The 17887-nt window shown below is 40.5% G+C and carries 13 protein-coding genes and 1 pseudogene; 5 read left to right on the top strand and 9 right to left on the bottom strand.

The window, feature by feature from the left end; genetic code table 11:
• Positions 1 to 103: 103 nt before the first annotated feature.
• Both J8L71_RS13735 and J8L71_RS13730 read left to right on the top strand, forming a co-directional pair.
• A pseudogene (locus tag J8L71_RS13735) lies at positions 104 to 2644 on the top strand (TonB-dependent receptor).
• A 229-nt stretch (positions 2645 to 2873) separates the two neighbouring features.
• The gene (locus tag J8L71_RS13730) at positions 2874 to 3074 is read left to right on the top strand and encodes a ribosome alternative rescue factor ArfA (protein ID WP_211001021.1); all 201 of its coding nucleotides are present in this window, start codon (positions 2874 to 2876) and stop codon (positions 3072 to 3074) included.
• Between the two features lie 28 nt (positions 3075 to 3102).
• Here J8L71_RS13730 and J8L71_RS13725 read toward each other — a convergent pair whose 3' ends face one another.
• From J8L71_RS13725 to J8L71_RS13710, 4 genes are all read right to left on the bottom strand, one after another.
• The gene (locus tag J8L71_RS13725) at positions 3103 to 3666 is read right to left on the bottom strand and encodes a cytochrome b (protein WP_211001020.1); all 564 of its coding nucleotides are present in this window, start codon (positions 3664 to 3666) and stop codon (positions 3103 to 3105) included.
• A gap of 236 nt (positions 3667 to 3902) precedes the next feature.
• Complete coding sequence (locus J8L71_RS13720) at positions 3903 to 5402, bottom strand: DUF2235 domain-containing protein (protein ID WP_211001019.1); 1500 nt, start codon at positions 5400 to 5402, stop codon at positions 3903 to 3905.
• A 102-nt stretch (positions 5403 to 5504) separates the two neighbouring features.
• Positions 5505 to 7595: a cupric reductase gene (locus J8L71_RS13715; RefSeq protein ID WP_211001018.1), complete on the bottom strand. Its 2091-nt coding sequence runs from the start codon at positions 7593 to 7595 to the stop codon at positions 5505 to 5507.
• 132 nt (positions 7596 to 7727) lie between these two features.
• Positions 7728 to 9032: an NAD(P)/FAD-dependent oxidoreductase gene (locus tag J8L71_RS13710; RefSeq protein WP_211001017.1), complete on the bottom strand. Its 1305-nt coding sequence runs from the start codon at positions 9030 to 9032 to the stop codon at positions 7728 to 7730.
• Positions 9033 to 9276: 244 nt separating this feature from the next.
• On the opposite strand from J8L71_RS13710, the gene J8L71_RS13705 reads away from it, so the two are divergent.
• Positions 9277 to 11205, top strand: coding sequence for a RecQ family ATP-dependent DNA helicase (locus J8L71_RS13705; RefSeq protein ID WP_211001016.1), 1929 nt, complete (start codon positions 9277 to 9279; stop codon positions 11203 to 11205).
• 46 nt (positions 11206 to 11251) lie between these two features.
• Entirely contained in the window at positions 11252 to 11560 is a 309-nt protein-coding gene (locus J8L71_RS13700; RefSeq protein ID WP_211001015.1) for a YkgJ family cysteine cluster protein, read from the top strand.
• A gap of 50 nt (positions 11561 to 11610) precedes the next feature.
• Here J8L71_RS13700 and J8L71_RS13695 read toward each other — a convergent pair whose 3' ends face one another.
• The 4 genes from J8L71_RS13695 to J8L71_RS13680 form a co-directional block, all read right to left on the bottom strand.
• A complete protein-coding gene (locus J8L71_RS13695) occupies positions 11611 to 13233 on the bottom strand; it encodes a methyl-accepting chemotaxis protein (protein WP_211001014.1) in 1623 nt (540 codons plus the stop codon).
• Between the two features lie 234 nt (positions 13234 to 13467).
• Positions 13468 to 14085, bottom strand: coding sequence for a glutathione S-transferase (locus J8L71_RS13690; RefSeq protein WP_138681992.1), 618 nt, complete (start codon positions 14083 to 14085; stop codon positions 13468 to 13470).
• 49 nt (positions 14086 to 14134) lie between these two features.
• Positions 14135 to 15163, bottom strand: a complete 1029-nt coding sequence (locus tag J8L71_RS13685) for an NADP-dependent oxidoreductase (protein WP_211001013.1) — start codon at positions 15161 to 15163, stop codon at positions 14135 to 14137.
• A gap of 173 nt (positions 15164 to 15336) precedes the next feature.
• The gene (locus J8L71_RS13680) at positions 15337 to 15825 is read right to left on the bottom strand and encodes a GNAT family N-acetyltransferase (protein ID WP_211001012.1); all 489 of its coding nucleotides are present in this window, start codon (positions 15823 to 15825) and stop codon (positions 15337 to 15339) included.
• A 148-nt stretch (positions 15826 to 15973) separates the two neighbouring features.
• On the opposite strand from J8L71_RS13680, the gene J8L71_RS13675 reads away from it, so the two are divergent.
• Positions 15974 to 17179: an anhydro-N-acetylmuramic acid kinase gene (locus tag J8L71_RS13675; protein ID WP_211001011.1), complete on the top strand. Its 1206-nt coding sequence runs from the start codon at positions 15974 to 15976 to the stop codon at positions 17177 to 17179.
• A 31-nt stretch (positions 17180 to 17210) separates the two neighbouring features.
• On the opposite strand, the gene J8L71_RS13670 is transcribed toward J8L71_RS13675, so the two are convergent.
• A complete protein-coding gene (locus tag J8L71_RS13670) occupies positions 17211 to 17696 on the bottom strand; it encodes a hypothetical protein (protein WP_211001010.1) in 486 nt (161 codons plus the stop codon).
• Positions 17697 to 17887: the final 191 nt, after the last annotated feature.

Genomic DNA, 17887 nt, shown 5'->3' with positions numbered 1-17887 from the left:
TTCATTTCTTTTTGTTTGCATATGTTGCTAGGATGTTTGCACTAAGCGACGGATAACACCGCTTTAACAAATTCAACAGGACACACAAAACAGGGTCGTCACCATGACAACATACCGTTTAAATACATTGGCTGCTGCCGTTGCGTTTGCAGTTAGCGCACCAAGCATTGTAAGTGCACAATAAGCGCCTATTCAGGCACAGCAAAACATAGAACAAATTTCTGTATTGGGGTCGCGCGTTTCTAACCGTACCTCAACCGAATCGTCATCACCTATAGATTTAATAGACGCAGATGATTTAAATAAAGGTGGATTTACAGAACTAGGGCAAAGCCTGCAAGCAACCGCCCCGTCGTTTAACTTTTCGCGTACGCAAGTATCCGATGGCTCTGATTTATTTAGACCAGCAACGCTTCGTGGCTTACAGCCAGATCAAACGTTAGTGTTGGTAAATGGTAAACGTCGTCATAATCAATCTATTTTTGGCCTTAACGGCACTGTAGGTGCGGGTGCAGCCGGTACCGACATGAACGCGATTCCGCTTACTGCACTTAAAGGTGTAGAAGTATTACGTGATGGCGCAGCAGCGCAGTACGGCTCTGATGCAATAGCGGGCGTAATTAACTTATCACTTAATAATTCAACAGGTGTTACAACGGGCTATGTTCAGTACGGCGGCACCAGTGAGGGTGACGGCGATACGCTTTCAGCAGGTTTAAATCGTGGTTTTGATTTAGGCGACGAAGGCGGCTTTATTAACTTATCACTTGAATACCGTGATGCAGATGGTACAAACAGAGCCGAGCGCGATACGGGTGGCTCGTTAAATGTTGAACCAGGCACGCTAAGCGAAGACGTACGTTGGAGCCAAGGTAATTCAGAAAGTGAATTTACTTCGCTGTTTTATAACATGGCACTGCCTATGGGTGATGGCGAGCTTTACTCGTTTGGTGGCTATTCTGAGCGTACAGCGCTAGGTAATGGTTTTTACCGTAACTTTAACGAAGCGTCTAAAAACGTAACGCAAGTTTACAGTGATGGTTTTTTACCTCGTATTTATAACGAAGCACAAGATATATCTGTAGCTGTGGGCTTTAAAGGCGATATTAACCCAGATTGGAATTACGATGTGTCGGCTGTGTATGGTGAAAACGAGTACGATTTTACTTCTCGTAACACTATTAATGCTTCTTATGCCGCTGAATACGTATTTAACAACCCAAGTGCAAGCGATGCCGATATAGCTGCAAATGCAGGCCCTACAGGTGGTTACTCGGGTGGCTTTAGATTTGACCAAACGACGGTTAATTTAGATGTAAATGGTATTGTAGATATTGGCAGAAGCGAGCCTTTGTATGTCACTGTTGGTGCTGAATACCGTAAAGAAAACTACGAAATAGTACCAGGTGATGAAGCGTCGTACGCATGTGGCCTTGTAAATACTGATACCTCGTACCCATCAGTAAACGATGCTGATCAATTTGCAGAATGTGGTTTTCAGGCTTATAACGGCCTGCGCCCAGAGGCAACCAATGACAGCGATCGTAACAGCTACGCGTTTTATGTAGACGTAGAAACAATGATCACCGATGCGTGGAACGTAAGTGGTGCGCTGCGCTACGAAGACTTTTCAGATGCGGGTGATGATTTAATTGGTAAATTAGCAACACGTTATGAATTAAATGATGACTTTGCAGTGCGCGGGGCGGTATCTACTGGCTTTAGAGCACCTTCGCTTCAACAAAGTGGTTATACAGCGTTTACAACTAACCTAGGTTCTGATGGAACACTTACCCAGTCGTTCACTGCAAATACGGGTACTGCTTTTCCAAGTGCATTAGGGGTTGATAACCTAGAGCTTGAAACATCAACTAACTACAGTGCTGGTTTTGTTTACGATGTAACAAGCGAGCTTTCGTTAACGGTTGATTTTTACCGCGTAGAAATAAAAGACCGTATTACGCTTGGTAGTTTACTGTCTGCGGATGATGTTGCCTTTAGTGATGAAGCCGTAGCTGCTTTACAAGCAACAGGTGCAGTGCAAGCCAACTACTTTTCAAACTCAGTAGACTCAACTACACAAGGTGTTGATATTATTGCATCTTACCGTACAGAAGTAGATGGCGGTAACTTTGGTGTTACCTTTGCTGGTAACCTAAACGACACTAAAATTGATCACGTAAATGCACAAGAGGGTATTCCTGAGTCGGTTGCGTTTGATGATTTACAACGTAGCTTTTTTACTGATGGACAACCAAGTGAACGTGCCACATTAACGTTTGATTACGAGCGTGATGCTTACACATCAACACTTCGTTTTAACTACTTTGGTGAAACAGACGTTAAGTACTTTGGTAACGACCATATCTCTTTACCAGGTGAGCTTTCGCCGACTGGGTCGTTTAAACCAACAAGCACTGTTGAATCGGCAGTATTAGTTGATTTAAATGTTAGCTACCAAATTAACGAGATATTTAATTTATCAGTGGGCGCCGACAATGTATTTGATGAAACTCCGGATGAATTAGGTGACGACGAAGTACTTAACTTTATCACCAATGGTGCGTTTAAATACCCTGTTCGTGCATTGCCTTATGGCTTTGATGGGCGAACTTACTATGCAAAAGTAAGCTTTGAATTTTAATTAAAACTAAAAACTATTTAACCTGAGCTCTGGTTAAGAGATTGATTATCCAGCGTTCAGGTTATTTACTAAGCGTGGTTATTTACTGCGCTTTTTTTGTGCATATTTATTATGAAAAATAGCGTTGTGCAATGATAAAAATACTTGCAAGGTTGAAAATTAGGCATACAATCGCCATTTCTTCAAGTACTTGCCGCTGTTGGTGAGTACTAAATTAAAAGGAAATAAAATGGCTAAAAAATCGAAAAACAAATCGGTAAATAAAAGCGCGGTAGACACCGGCCGAGGGGTTATTAATCATAATGCGCTGGCGGCTTTAGTTACTTCTAAAGTGTTTAAACCACAAGTAGTAAAAGCTAAAAAAGGGAAAGGTTCCTTTAAACGCAGCAACAAACATGTAGGACGAGAGTCTTATTTAATCGCGGCTTAAATAGCACCGATCAAATAAGACTTTTAAATTACTTTTTGCCCAGCATGCGGGTAAGCGTATTGTCTTTATCAATAATATGGTGCTTTAAGGCACCTACAATGTGCAAGCCAAGTGCGATTAATAGCGCATCGGCTGTTATGCCGTGAACAGTTTTACCTAACTCTGAAAAGTCTTGATTAAACGCAAGGTTTTTTTGTGGGTTTTCTGGGCTGGGGTTATGCGGTATTAGCTCTAAGCCAAACATCTCTACACCGTGACCACCAAAGCCCGACATAACCAACCCAGAAATAGGCATAAGCAGCATACTTATTATAAGTACATAATGCACGATTTTAGCTAACGCTTGTTCATAGTTTGGGTGCTTAGCGTCGTGTTTTGGCCAACCATTCACAATGCGCCATGTTACTCTTAGTAATGCAAAGGCAAGCAGCATCACACCAAACGATTTGTGCCAACTCATTAGGAAAAACGCTTTAAAGTTTTCCATGTATAGTCCTGAGCCCAATAACCCAATAATAAGTATTGCTACAATCCAATGTAGGCTTATTGTGGTTTTGCTCAGCGTGAACGGTGTATCTTTTATAAGTTTCATACAGTTTATTCCTAACATTAATACTTAAAAAGTTTTGAATATGTAGTTGTACAATTGAATAAACTACATTAATGCAGTTAGCTTAAATCATAGAAGGTTAAAGCTGGGTTAACGAAATTGGCATATATGAGGTAATTTACCTCAGTGCTAATTTTGTCGGTAGGCGTAGATCTTGCTCACGCGAGATGCATAGCATCTAATTACTTAATTATATAACTCAAAAGTAGCACTATCACTTATTCTAAACGGGTTACTTTTACTTTTATTTTACCTGCATTAGCGCCATAAAAGCGGCTTAAGTCGTTGGCAAAAGGGCAAAACTCACCCGACTTAGCTATTTTTATATCATTGCCACCAGCAATTTCAAATAGGTGTTCATCGTCTTGATTTATTGCGCCCACTAAAGAAAACCATTGTGCGATCGGAAGTCGTTTAAATGGTTCAAGTAACGTCATGGGGATTTCTTTTACACCCAACTGCACATTATCGCGATGCCAACCTACAGAGGTGCACTTTATGCCATCATCGTACCAAAACTGGTCTGGGTAGGGGCTAAATCGATACGTAGCTCCTTGTTCGAGCATTAATCCTGTAGTGTTGTATTGCTCTGAGGCAAATACCATTACATCTTGGCTTTGGTTAATACTAAGCACGCTCATATTTTGGTTTGCGAGTGCAATATGTGGGCTTAGCCCTACAAAGCTTAATGTTGTGCCGTCGTTATAACTAATTTTGTAATGGCGTTTTTTAAGGGATTCAGGGCGATAGCTGGTGAGCTTATTTATACGCGTAGCCACACTCTGGTGAACTAATGGCTCAAGGTTGCTCGCTTCATTATCAATAAGTACATAACACTCTCTATCAACTAATTTAAAAAAGGGGTTAAACCAAAAGTAATTTTGTTGGTGGCTCAGTGCAAGTGGGTCGGGTATTACTGTCACATCGTCTTGGTCGACTAAATTACTTTCTGGCAGTAAGGCGTTGTAGTCAATGTCGTGGCTCGTTAATAACGATATATTCAGTGGCTGCTCAATTAACCACTCTAGTGCGTAACGCAAGCAAATATCAGCAAGACCATCACGATAATAGCCACCACCAATATCGGAATGCGCACCTGCAAACCAAAGTTCGGTAATATTATTTTGATGGTTCATTAAGGTGGGTTCAAACGCACGGCGTTTTTCATCAAGGGCAACGCAGTGCAGCGCCTGCGAAATATTATTAGCAATAGTATGGTTTTCAAAAATAACGTGTTCAGCGCCACGAGTTGCTTTACTTACTTTTGATAAGCCAATAGAGGCCACGGTATCAAACACACATATATAAACGTTATTACTAATTAAAGGCTCTAGAATTTTTGCAAAACGCCTGGCAAGTGCGCCGCCTCGGCTAAAACCGGTAAGTAAAAGTGTATCGCCTAGTTGGTAATGCGCTTTAAAATCATTCATAGCCTGATTTAATATACTGGCAACATCGTCACCGCGTGGGGCCAGGGCTTGATTTAAAATACGCCTTAAACGGCTACCTTTAGTGCCAATACCTTGATAATAAAAACTAAGCTGATTTGCAAACGGGGTGGTGGGAGAGTTATCGAGCTTACCGCCTAATAACAAGTGCAGCTTGAGAATATTAGAAATACTGCTGTCTTCTTTGCAGTGATCTGAACTAAATTGCTCTGCATCGCGGGGCTCGCCCCCGGTACCATCAAAATTAAAAATCAGCGTTTTACCCGTCATAGCCCTAATCCTTTAATTGTTTTAAATACTCTACACAGGCAATGTTAAATATTAAAGACATTAATTTTGTAAATAGCACGCTAAGCGGCGTTAGCGTGCTATTTAGTGATTATCAAACATATAATGATTTAGTTCTCTGCCCTGGTCAGGCTTAAGCTCTGCGTTTAGCTGCATCAATTGCTGATAAACCTCAGGGTAAAACATTTTTAATCGTGCTACGCGGGCTAAGTGGTTTGGCTCAAATTTTTCAACAAGCTGCAAAGCTAAAGGAATCATTGGGGTCAACTCTCCTTTTGTATAACTTTGCTCTAATGCTAAGTCGAGTATATCTACGCCAAGTTTACTGGGAACAGTTGGTATTTTATTATCAATTAAAAACTGTACTGCCTCAACAGAAGACGATGCAGCTTGTGTGTAAACGTCGCGGCCATGTATATCAGTAATCGAAAAATCAAAACCCGCTTCTGCAAGTGCTTGCCATTGCTCAAGCGACAACCAGCTTAGTCTGAGCAAATTTGTTGGAGGGGTGGGTAGCGTTCGGTTATCCCAGATAGGCACTAAGTCATATGGATTTTCAAGTAACTTAAAAAATAGCACGTTTGTCTCTGTTTGATTTAGTGGGGTTATTTGGCTGTATTCAAGTGCTTTTTGAAATTCTTTTTTAGTTAAATAATCACGAAATACACTATCGCTTCTATCTGCAGAGGTGCGGCGGTCAATAGTGTTCCACCAATAATTAACTAACACAGGATCGATATCTTGTAGTTTGTTTTCAAAGTTACTGCCATATTCTTTTTCAATTTCGCGTACTTTTGCGTATGCGTCGCTGTTTTGCGCAAGCTTTTGGGCTGCAAATAGCTTTTTAAATAATTGACTGCAATTGCTTGGGTTTGGGGTGGAATCGAGTTCTTCTTTTTTATGTTGTGTTTCTAGTAATAATTGAGATATTTCAGAATTATCAGGCTCAGTTATTTGGGGTAACGCGTTATTGTTAATTTTACCAATAGAGCTAAAATAAGCGTATTGTGTTGGGTTGTCCTGCTTATTAATATTGGCCCCTTGCTGATAAATAAAGTCATTTACAAAAAATACCCCATTGCCGTTTAGGTCGTCATTCGCATTGCCGCTATGTGCTTTGTAACCACGCATTTTAAGATAATCTAAAAGCTGGGTGTGTTTAGTATCTAATGGGGCTAGGGTTAAGTTGCCGCTTTTCGGCAGGTTTACAATAGCTACGTCTAACCCTGTAAATAAACCAGACTCGTTGGTTGGCGTAATCCCTTTTGTTTGCAGTGCTTTTACAAGAGGTAAATTAAATTTACTGACCGCAATATCGGCTAAATTATATAAAACAGTGTTTTTTTCGTATAACGGCATTGCATCTAGCGCGGGAACTTGCTGTAAAAGCGCATAAATATATTCATTAGGTATATCGTTTTTTATAGCGGTAGCCACTTCATTCACTGTAAATTGGTTAGATGAAATAGCTTGCTCAAACTCTTTAAGTGAGAGTTTATCTGCGTTAAGCACAAATAATGTCGCCGGGGAAATTACCTCACTGCCCTCAATGCTTATAAACGACTGCACATAAGTTGTAAATGTATCGGTGTTGCTTAATAAAGCGTAAAGCGTTTCTTTTTGTACATTCTCATCAATAGGCAAGTTAATAGTAAGCCCCGGTGGAGCCGTTCTACTGTTGCCTAAATCTTCGAGTAGTTTTTTTACTTTGTCATTGGTGATATGTTTAATTGCCTCAATACCTTGCCAATTAGCTAACTCGTCTAAAGAGCTAGTAATGTTAAGTTGCTGCTTTTGCTCTGCAACAATGGCATCTTTTAAAAGGGCAATGTATGTACGCTGATTGAGCTTTGATAAATTTGAGTACTTTAAAAGCGTGGATACAGATGTCCCTTTTTTAAGTTCACTTACAAAAAAAGAAACAAGCGACTGATTTAATGTTTGTACTTTAGTGCTTTGTTGTTGTGACTGTTCTCTACACAGGCTAATTTGTTTTTTTAGTTCATTGACTAGCTGTAGTGGTGAGTCCTCACTTGGCTGTTTTTTATTAACTGCACTAGGCTCAGTGGTGTTTGGTTTCACTTGTTCTGCTTGCTCTGCAGAGTGTGGTTGCGTTTGGAAAAAATAAACGGTCAAAGCAGTGATTGTTACAATCCCAAAAAGTACTTTTTTCATCAGCGTCAATCCCTTGAATTACAATTACATCTAACTGCATGGTACTATTTTAGATACGCATAATGCAAAAAAGCTTTAAGAAATAATATTACCTCTTAAAGCTTTTGATTACTTAGCCGTTGTGTTTATAAATTAGTGCAATTTCATTTTAGGGCGCACAACGCGTAGTACCTTTTCGCTTATCCATAACGCAAACGTTTTTGCGCTGCCGTGTATGGCGCGTTGATGCATGCGATACAGCGATATATACATAAAGCGAGCAATTTTACCTTCTATAAAAAAGGTGTTGCTGGTTAAGTTACCCATTAAATTACCTACTGTGCTGTAGCGCGATAAGTTAACGAGTGAGCCATGGTCGCTATATTTAAAGCCGCATAGTGGCTGTTGTTTTAAAGTGGCAATGAGGTTTTTTTCTACGCATAGCGCCATTTGATGAGCCGATTGTGCACGTGGCGGTACAAGTTTTCCGTCTTCTTGTGTAAAGGCGCAGCAATCGCCAAGTACAAAAATGCTCTCATCTACGGTGCTTTGTAAAAACTCGTTAACCTTAATTTGGTTGCTGCGGGTAAGCTCAAAAATACCTAAGTCTTTAATAAAATCTGGTGCTTTTACGCCTGCTGCCCATACCATAATATCGGCGTCTATGTGTTCTTCGTCTTTTGTGATAAACCCTTGCTCGGTGGCTTCTTTTACTTGTGTTTGCTCTCGCACGTTTACGCCCAATTTTAACAGCTCACGTTTAGCACTTACGGCAATACGCTCGGGTAGGGCGGGCAAAATACGTGGGCCCGCTTCAATTAGGTGTATATGTAAACGCTTAGACGACATATTTGTAAGGCCGTAAAGCTTTAGTAATTCAGATACATGGTACAGCTCAGCTGAAAGCTCAACGCCGGTTGCGCCGCCTCCCACTATGGCAATGTTTAGTGATTGCTGCTGATTATCGTCTTGGTGCAGGCGGGTAAAGCTGTCGAGCAGTGAATGCTGAAAACGCTCTGCTTGCTGGTTTGAGTCTAAAAAGTAGCAATGATCTTTTATGCCTGGCGTATTAAAGTCGTTACTTACACTGCCTATAGCAATAACAAGGTGATCGTAGCGTACGGTGCGTTTAGGCAAAATAGTGTGGCCTAGCTCATCAAGGTGAGGCGCAAGGGTGATGGTTTTATTGCTTTGGTCTATGTCGCAAAACGTACCAAGTTGAAAATTATAATGGTGTTTTGCAGCGTGGGCAGAATACACAACGCCATCTAAATCGGGGTCAATAGAGCCTGTCGCTACTTCGTGAAGTAACGGCTTCCATATGTGGGTACGGTTTTTGTCTATTAGTAGAATTTCTGCTTGTTTCTTCTTTCCTAGTTTATGCCCTAATTGTGTTGCTAGCTCTAATCCACCAGCGCCACCGCCAATAACGACGATTTTAGGTTTAGTAATACTCATAACGTTGCCCTCAAAAATAATATACCCAAATAATCTGTATTATTTTTAGTATTTTGAGGTCACTTGGGTATAGAAAAAGTTATTTTTGGCAAACGCGACTATTTATTTTTACGCTATTAGTTTGCGCTTAAATAAAGGATATGTCAGCTAAAAATGCTGAATAAAGGCATATAAGTTATACTCATTTCCTTATCGTTTAGCTGTGCAGTTAAATTGCTGTTAAAAACACCAAAAAGGATTATTTATGACTTCGCCATTAATACAGTCGCTTGAGCAACATTTTGGTTTTAGCCAATTTAGAACAGGGCAACAGCAAACTATTGAGCAGCTTTTAAATGGGCAATCATCACTGGCTATATTTCCTACAGGGTCGGGTAAGTCGTTGTGTTATCAGTTAACGGCTATGCATTTACCCAACTTAACCTTGGTGGTATCGCCTTTACTTGCATTGATGAAAGATCAAATTAGCTTTTTAAATAGTAAAGGTATTTACGCGGCAAGCCTTGATTCGAGCCAAGATCAAATGCAAAGCAGCACCGTAATGAACGATGTGCGAAATGGTAAAATAAAAGTGTTAATGGTGTCGGTTGAGCGTTTTAAAAACGAGCGTTTTAGAGAGTTTATAAGCCAAGTTGCGCTTTCTATGCTGGTGGTAGATGAGGCGCACTGTATATCTGAATGGGGCCATAATTTTAGACCCGATTACTTAAAACTACCGCGATACCGCGAAGAGCTAAATATTCCACTGGTACTGTTACTTACCGCTACAGCCACTAAAAAAGTAAAACGCGATATGAGCGAGCGTTTTAATATTGCGCCAGAGTGTATTGTACAAACAGGCTTTTACCGCGCAAACCTCGATTTAAGCGTACTAAGTGTAAAAACGGCTGATAAAAACACCGAGCTTACTAACATAGTGCGTGCGCAAAGCGGCCCAGGCATTGTGTATGTAACGCTTCAGCAAAGTGCTGAGCAAGTGGCCAATACGTTAACTGCGCAAGGTATACAGGCGGTTGCGTACCATGCAGGGCTTGAAGATACACTTAGGTGGCAAATTCAAGATGATTTTATGGCGGGTAAAATTAACGCAGTAGTAGCAACAATAGCGTTTGGTATGGGCGTTGATAAATCAGATATTCGCTTTGTTATACATTACGATTTACCAAAATCGATTGAAAACTACAGCCAAGAAATTGGCCGCGCAGGGCGCGATGGTAACCCATCAAACTGCTTTACCCTTGCTAATTTAGATGGCCTAAATACGGTAGAAAACTTTGTGTACGGCGACACCCCTGAGCTTAGCGGCATTGAATACGTAATTAACGATATTAAAGCCCAGCCGCAGCAATGGGAAATGCAAGAATACAGCTTATCGAGCGAAAGTAATATTCGCCAATTAGCGCTTAAAACCTTGCTGGTACAACTAGAAATGCAAGGCGCAATAACGCCGCAGTACGCCTATTACGCCGATTTTAAATATAAGTTTTTGGTTGATAAAAACGAGCTACTTAGCCAGTTTGACGAGCAGCGCCAAACCTTTTTAACACAAATATTTAGCCATACCGATTTTAAAAAAATATGGGGTACGCTTAATTTTGACACCCTCACACAAGCCGCGCAGGTTGACCGTAAACGCGTAGTGGCTGCACTAGACTACCTAGCCGAAAAAAACCTAATAACCCTTGAAACCAAACGTATTACCCAAGTTTACAAAGTGCATAGTGAGATTATAAATAACCCTGAGCTTGCAAAACAATTACACAGCTACTTTAGCGATAAAGAACAAGCCGAGATTAAACGTATAGCTGCACTGGTACGCTTTTTTGAGCTACAAAGTTGTTTAAGCTATAACTTAGCGCGTTATTTTGATGATCAAAATGCGCCGCAGCAATGCGGGCATTGTAGTGTATGCCGTGGTAATGCTGTTAAGCTTGAGTATTCAATAGAGCCTGCTCACATTGCCGATGACGTTGTTTATCAAAAAGTGGATGAGTTTTTAGCGCACATGGCAACAAAAGGTATTCATAATGTAGGCATTGAAACCCAGTGCCGCTTTTTAGCGGGCATGAGCGTGCCATTATTTGCACGTAATAAAGTACGCCAACTTAGCGGCTTTGCGCTTTGTGAACAGCAGCGCTACAGCGATATAAAAGCAAAATTACTAGCGCGTTAAATTAGTTACTGTATCCTAGTGGCTTACTATTTTTTATTAAGTCACTATGCCTAACACTGTTATTCCAAGTAAAACTATTTCCTCTGCACCTGAGCCCGCAACCTGCGCTAATTGCCAGGCATGTTGCTGCCAATTAGAAGTACGCATAGTGACCGACACCGGCGTGCCTTTTCAGTACATTGATTACGACAAATGGGGCAGCGAAGTAATGAAACGAGGTGACGACGGTTGGTGCCAAGCACTCGACCGTAATACGCTAATGTGTACTATTTACGAAAACCGCCCACTTACGTGCCGCGAGTTCGAAATGGCCTCAAACGAGTGTATTACAGAGCGCGAAATAGCGGGTATTTAATAAAACATAAGCATCAAAAAAGGGGCTAAAAGCCCCTTTATTATTTAAAGTTAATTCACTTTAAAATAGCTTATGTATTGTTTTAGCGTTGTTGAAAGGTCGGCTAATGCAACGGCTTTTTGCGCGTTGTTATTAAGCGACTGGCTGGTTTCTTGCGACATACTGGCAATTTCTTCAACACCTGAACTAATTTGTGCAACAGTTGCTACTTGGCTTGATGTAGCCTCTACAATTTCAAGCACATTGCTTAATGAGTCGTTAGCTTGTTGTTGTATTTGGTTAAGTAACTGGTTGGCCTCGTGAGTAAGGGTTAAACCGTTTTCTACCTGTGGTACGGTGGTTTCCATAGCGGTAACCGACGCTTGCGTGTTTTCTTGCACTTGTAAAATCATTTTTTCAATGTCGCCGGTCGCATCGCCAGTGCGTTGGGCAAGCTGCCTTACTTCATCAGCTACAACCGCGAAGCCTCGGCCAGACTCACCTGCACGTGCTGCTTCTATTGCTGCATTAAGCGCTAATAAATTAGTTTGCTCAGAAATACTGCGGATCACACTTAATATATCGCCAATGTGTTTTACATGTTCTTGCAGCACATTCACTTGATTTACAGTGGCTTTAACCGTTATTGAAATTTGCTCAATTTCGGCTGCCACTTTTTGCACTGCAATACTACCTTGCTGCGATAATTGCGCGGTTACTTTTGAGTTATCTTCTGTTTGTTTAACAGAGCCTGCAACTGCATTTATACTACGGCTCATTTCTTCTAAGCTACTTACCGCTGAATTAGTATAAGTAACTTGTGCATCGGCTGCGCTAAGTGCTTGCTGCGAACCAGATGCAACACTTGCAGAATGGGTAGACAGCTCATCTGACGAATTAATAATGCTATCTACAATGGTTTTTAATTTACTTTGCATAACGGCTACTGAGGCCATCATGCTATTTGGGCAGCACGAATCTACATTTGCAGTTAAATCGCCTTGTGAGATTAACGCTATTACTTTAGCGGCTTCTTGTGGCTCACCACCTACCGAATCTCTTATACGCAAACTAATTACGTACGCTACGCTTGTACCTATTAAAATAGCGAGCGCAGTTAATGTAATCATCCATATTTTAAACGAGCTGGCCACTTCGCGAGTATCAACAGTTGTAGCTTGATTGGCTTGCTCTTGAAAATTAATAAACTGATTTATAACACTTAGCCATTGTGTAAAAGCAGGGCGGGCATTGGTTAATAAAACCCGAGAAGCCTCATTGACATTTCCTGCATTTTTAGCGCTTATAACTTGTTGAATATAAGGTTGAGTTTGTTGTTCTATTTGATTTATTTTATTAATTAAAGCGCGTTCTTCGCTATTCATTTCACTCATTAAAGCACGCATAGCGCGGCTTGAGGTTTGATAAAATGCATCTAACTCTTTTATATCATTTAACACTGTATTTAAAGTGCTTTGCTCGGTTATTAATACTACATCTCTAAGTGCTATAGCACGGTCGTGTACGCTACCTCTAAAGTTAATCGCATAACGCTGTTTAACCGAGTTTACGTCGGTCATGTGAGTTATGTTGCTATTGATGAGGCTTACGCGCGATATACCTATAATAGTTAAAATAAGCATCATCGCTAAAATAATGCCAAAGCCTGTTACTAAACGCATGTTAATGGTCATAGTCACTTCCAATTTAAAACACTAAACCATATGCGGATTAATGAGATATCTAAAATAATGTTTTATTATGCACCAAAAAAAGCGCATTGAAGCAATAATAGACCGGTAATTGTTAATTTATTTTACAAACTTTATTAGAAGGAGCGTATTGAGGGGGGAATTATTAAAACATATGTATTAAAAAAAGGGCTTAAAAAGCCCCTTTGGTTTATCTGTGTTTTTTACTTAAGCTGGTTAATCGTATTTAGCTTCTAGCTCGTTAGCAGTATGAAACTTCTCATGGCTTTGTAATTGCTCGTCGTACTTTACAAGGTGTTTAAAGTGCGCAAGCTGGCCCGAGTTTTTAACTATTTCAACAATAAACGACATCATAATGTCGGCACCGGTAAGGGTGTCGCCTACTAAATAGCGTTTGCCTTGTAGTCGGTCATTAAAATAGCTAATTACTTTAACGGTTTCTGCGTCGGCATAATTTTCTAAAAACTCTGTTTTAGCGCCGTCTTTTAAAACAAACATTTTAAGTAGTAATGGCAAAATAGCTGAGCTTTCCGCAAAGTGTAACCATTGCTGATAATCTACATATTCAGCGGTGCCTGCTTTTGGCGCAAATTTTCCGTTACCGTATTTAGTAATTAGGTAGTCGGTAATCGCGCCAGATTCGGTAACGATTAGGCCATCGTCTTCAATAACAGGCGATTTACCTAATTGATGAACTTTTTTAAGTTCGTCAGGCGCTAAAAAAGTCTCGGTATTGCGCTGGTATGCCACAATTTCGTAATCAACATCTAGCTCTTCTAAAAGCCAAATAATACGTTTAGAGCGTGATTTATTTAAGTGATGAAGCTTTATCATGTCAGTCCTTGTTGGCGTTACAACATAGGCTGTAACGCCTCAATATTCATTAAAGTGGTTCGTTAATTTTAACCACGGTTTTACCAAAGTTTTTGCCGCAAATCATATCGTTAAATGCGCTTACAGTGTTTTCAATACCTTCAACCATATGCTCGCGGTATTGTACTTTGCCTTCTTTAAGCCATTTTTGCATGTCTTGTGCAAATTCATCGTAGCGGTGGCCGTAATCGTCAAAAATAATAAAGCCCTGCATTTTGATACGCTTAGTAAGTAATTGGCCCATTAGCATGCCCATACGATCAGGGCCTTCAGGCAAGCTTGTAGAATTATACTGCGATACTAAACCACACAGTGGGACGCGAGCTGCGGTATTAAGTAGGGGTAATACGGCATCAAACACTTTACCGCCCACATTTTCGTAATATACATCTATGCCGTTATCACAGGCTTTTTCCAGCTGGTCTTCAAAGTCATCGGCTTTGTGATCAATACAAGCATCAAAGCCTAGCTTTTCAACTGCGTGGCTACATTTTTCACTGCCACCAGCAACACCCACTACTTTACAGCCTTTAAGTTTAGCTATTTGGCCAACCGTTGCGCCAACAGGGCCTGTTGCCGCAGCAACCACTACAGTTTCACCTTCTTGTGGGTCGCCAATATCTAGTAACCCCATGTAAGCGGTAAAGCCTGGCATACCTAAAATACCCAGTGCATACGAAGGGTTCTCTGGCTCTTTACCTAATTGCATTAAGCCTTCGCCATTACTAATGGCGTAACTTTGCCAACCAGTGTAGGCAAGCACCCACTCGCCTTCGCTAAATTTATCGTTTTTAGACTCTTCTACTTGGCATACAGTAGCACCTACCATTACATCGCCTACATTTACCGGATCGGCATACGACTTAGCATCGCTCATGCGGCCACGCATATAAGGGTCAAGTGAAAGGTATATGGTGCGTAGTAATACTTCGCCATCTTTAAGTGCTGGTAAATCTACTGTTTTAAGGTCAAAGTTTTCATCGGTAGGGGCGCCATGAGGGCGTGATGCTAAAGTAAGTTGACGACTAGTTGCAGACATAAAAATCTCCTCTTAAAGTGAATTTACTTAGCGAATGTTTTTGCGTTAAATCTCTATTTAACCTAAACAATAATGCGCGCTAAGTAGTGTGAATATATATTTTTACCTTAATACATGAGCTTTGGGCGAGGTGATGGTAATTCAAGCTTTGCAGAGTATTTATTCTAAATGGTTTATTTTAGCTTGCTAAAAATATGGCTATCGTAAAATACACCATTTTTATAAATGGCTTGTTTGAGAACAGCTTCAGCTTCAAAGCCGCATTTAGTCAATGCCTTTATAGAGCCGCTATTACCAGCAAATACAGCGCCAAAAATACGGTTTAGATTTGAGTTTTTAAAGGCCTCATTGCAAATTTTTGTAATAGCGTGTGTCATTATACCTTGCCCCCAAAAGTGGCTATTAAGCCAATAGCCTATTTCGCCACTGCGGCTATATTCAAACTCTCCGGGCGTTATACCTATACACCCTGCAAATTGCTCATTTACAACAATGGCCTTAATAATCCCATTTTTAGATCCTTGGTTTATCCACCAATCCGCATCGGCCTGCGTATACGGAAACGGAATTTTAGACGATAGAAAACGCGTAACCTGTTCATCGTTTAAGGTTTTAATAATGTGTGGCGCGTCGTGCGGTTGAAAATCTCTAAGCGTGATCATAGTGGTAGTAATTTATGAGTTGAATACAGGGTAACTTAGCAATCATTTAAACCGTGTACAATCATTAAAATTAGCCACTTTAGCGCTATAACTTTGTTTTAAAGTACTCTAATATAAGCAAAATATGATACCTGTTTAAGATGCCATTATGCACCCACACATAGCCGCCCTTTATAATAGTGCCCAAAAACCAAGCCGTTTAATTATAGGTTTAATGAGCGGTACCTCGTTAGATGGGCTCGATGTAGCACTGTGTAAAGTAACGGGGGCGGGTATAAATACGCAAATTGAGGTTTTAAATTTTACCACCGTTGACTATAACAACGAGTATAAAACTAAAATAAAGCAGGTATTTGCCAAACGTGAGTGCGATTTAGAACTTGTAACCTTATTACACCCTTGGGTAGGTAAACTCCATGGCGATATGGTTAACCAGTGCTTAGCAGAGTGGAATATAAACCGAGTAAATATTGATGTGATAGCGAGTCACGGGCAAACAATTTACCACTGCCCGCAGTCGCAACATAATCATAAAAGTTTTACTAATGGCACATTACAAATTGGCGACAGCGACCAAATAGCCGTTACCACCGGTATAACAACTATTGGCGATTTTAGGCAAAAACATATAGCAGCAGGGGGCGAAGGCGCACCGCTTGCGGTATATGGCGATTACTTATTTTTTGCAAACCCCAATGAAAACCGCATTTTATTAAACATGGGAGGCATTGCTAATTTAACGTTTTTACCTAAAAGTGGTGATGCAAATAGCGTATTTAGTAGCGACATAGGCCCAGGTAATACCATTATGGATGCATACGTGCAGCAGCATTTTAAAGGCATGCACTTTGATGATGGTGCAAAAATAGCAAAAGCAGGTAAGGTAAATACACCCTTATTAAATGCATTGTGTGGCAACGACTTTTTTAAACTTAAGCTGCCTAAAACAACGGGGCCTGAGGTATTTAATTTAGCGTATTTATATGCCGCACAACAGCAAACAAATACGCAGCATTTAAGTCATGAAGATGTAATGGCAACTTTAAATATGTTTAGCGCGAGGGTAATTGCAAACGCGTTAAATGAATGCGCGCAAAATGCTAAAGAGTGCGTTGTATACGCAAGTGGTGGCGGTATTCATAACCCATTATTAATGGTGCAGCTTAATACGCTATGCCCGAATATAAAAGCGTTTAAAAATACCGACGATTTAGGCATAAACCCTGATGCAAAAGAGGCTGTGTTATTTGCTATTTTAGCAAACGAATGCTTAGCCGGTGAGCAGCAACACCTAAATAACTCTGCGCAGGGTATTGCTGGGGTGACTATGGGTAAAGTAAGTTTTGCTGATTAATAACTTATAAGTCGGCAAAGTACAGCCAACACTAAAATAGCGATAAAAACGTAGAACTCATACTCGCAAAGTAGCTACGAACGCCCTGTGACTTGGTAGGCTCAGTTTTTATTTGCGCAGGAATATAGCCTTGCTCAAATGCTTTAATGTACACATCGAGTTGCTGGCTTTCTTTTAAGGTCGTGTTTTTTCCGTGCAGCATCATTTGAACTACAAAACACTGGCTTTGTGTAATGTTACTTAAAGTAAGATTTACAGTACCAGATTCAAGGTCTGCATTGCTCAGCGTTTTTTCAGTAAAATACTGCGCCCCACGCGCACTGGGCTGCGTTGCACTTAGTGAAATAACATCGCTCTCATTTGCGCCGTCAGGCAACACACACTGCAGCGTAATGTTATGCGCAGCATTGGCTTTTAGCGATAGCTTTTCATATTCCATAGCGTGGTCCATCGCCGCAGACATAGAATCATCAAATGATTGCTGTGCAAATGTTAATTGCACCAAGGGTGTACTCATCTTACTTAGTCTTCTTGGGTTTATTCATTTATCGGATAGAGATTATCGCGGATCAACGTTACAGATTTATGACTAATTGCATTGATTAGTACAATTATTGAGTAGTTTGATCAAAGAGGATCTTTGTTCTCTCATAGATTTCTTTTCATAGGGGACAGAGTTTTGTTGTTAGGCATAAACTTATTAAACAG

The sequence above is a fragment of the Pseudoalteromonas sp. MMG007 genome (assembly GCF_018100985.1).
GTDB lineage: Bacteria > Pseudomonadota > Gammaproteobacteria > Enterobacterales > Alteromonadaceae > Pseudoalteromonas.
This window is presented reverse-complemented; position numbering and strand designations above follow the sequence as displayed.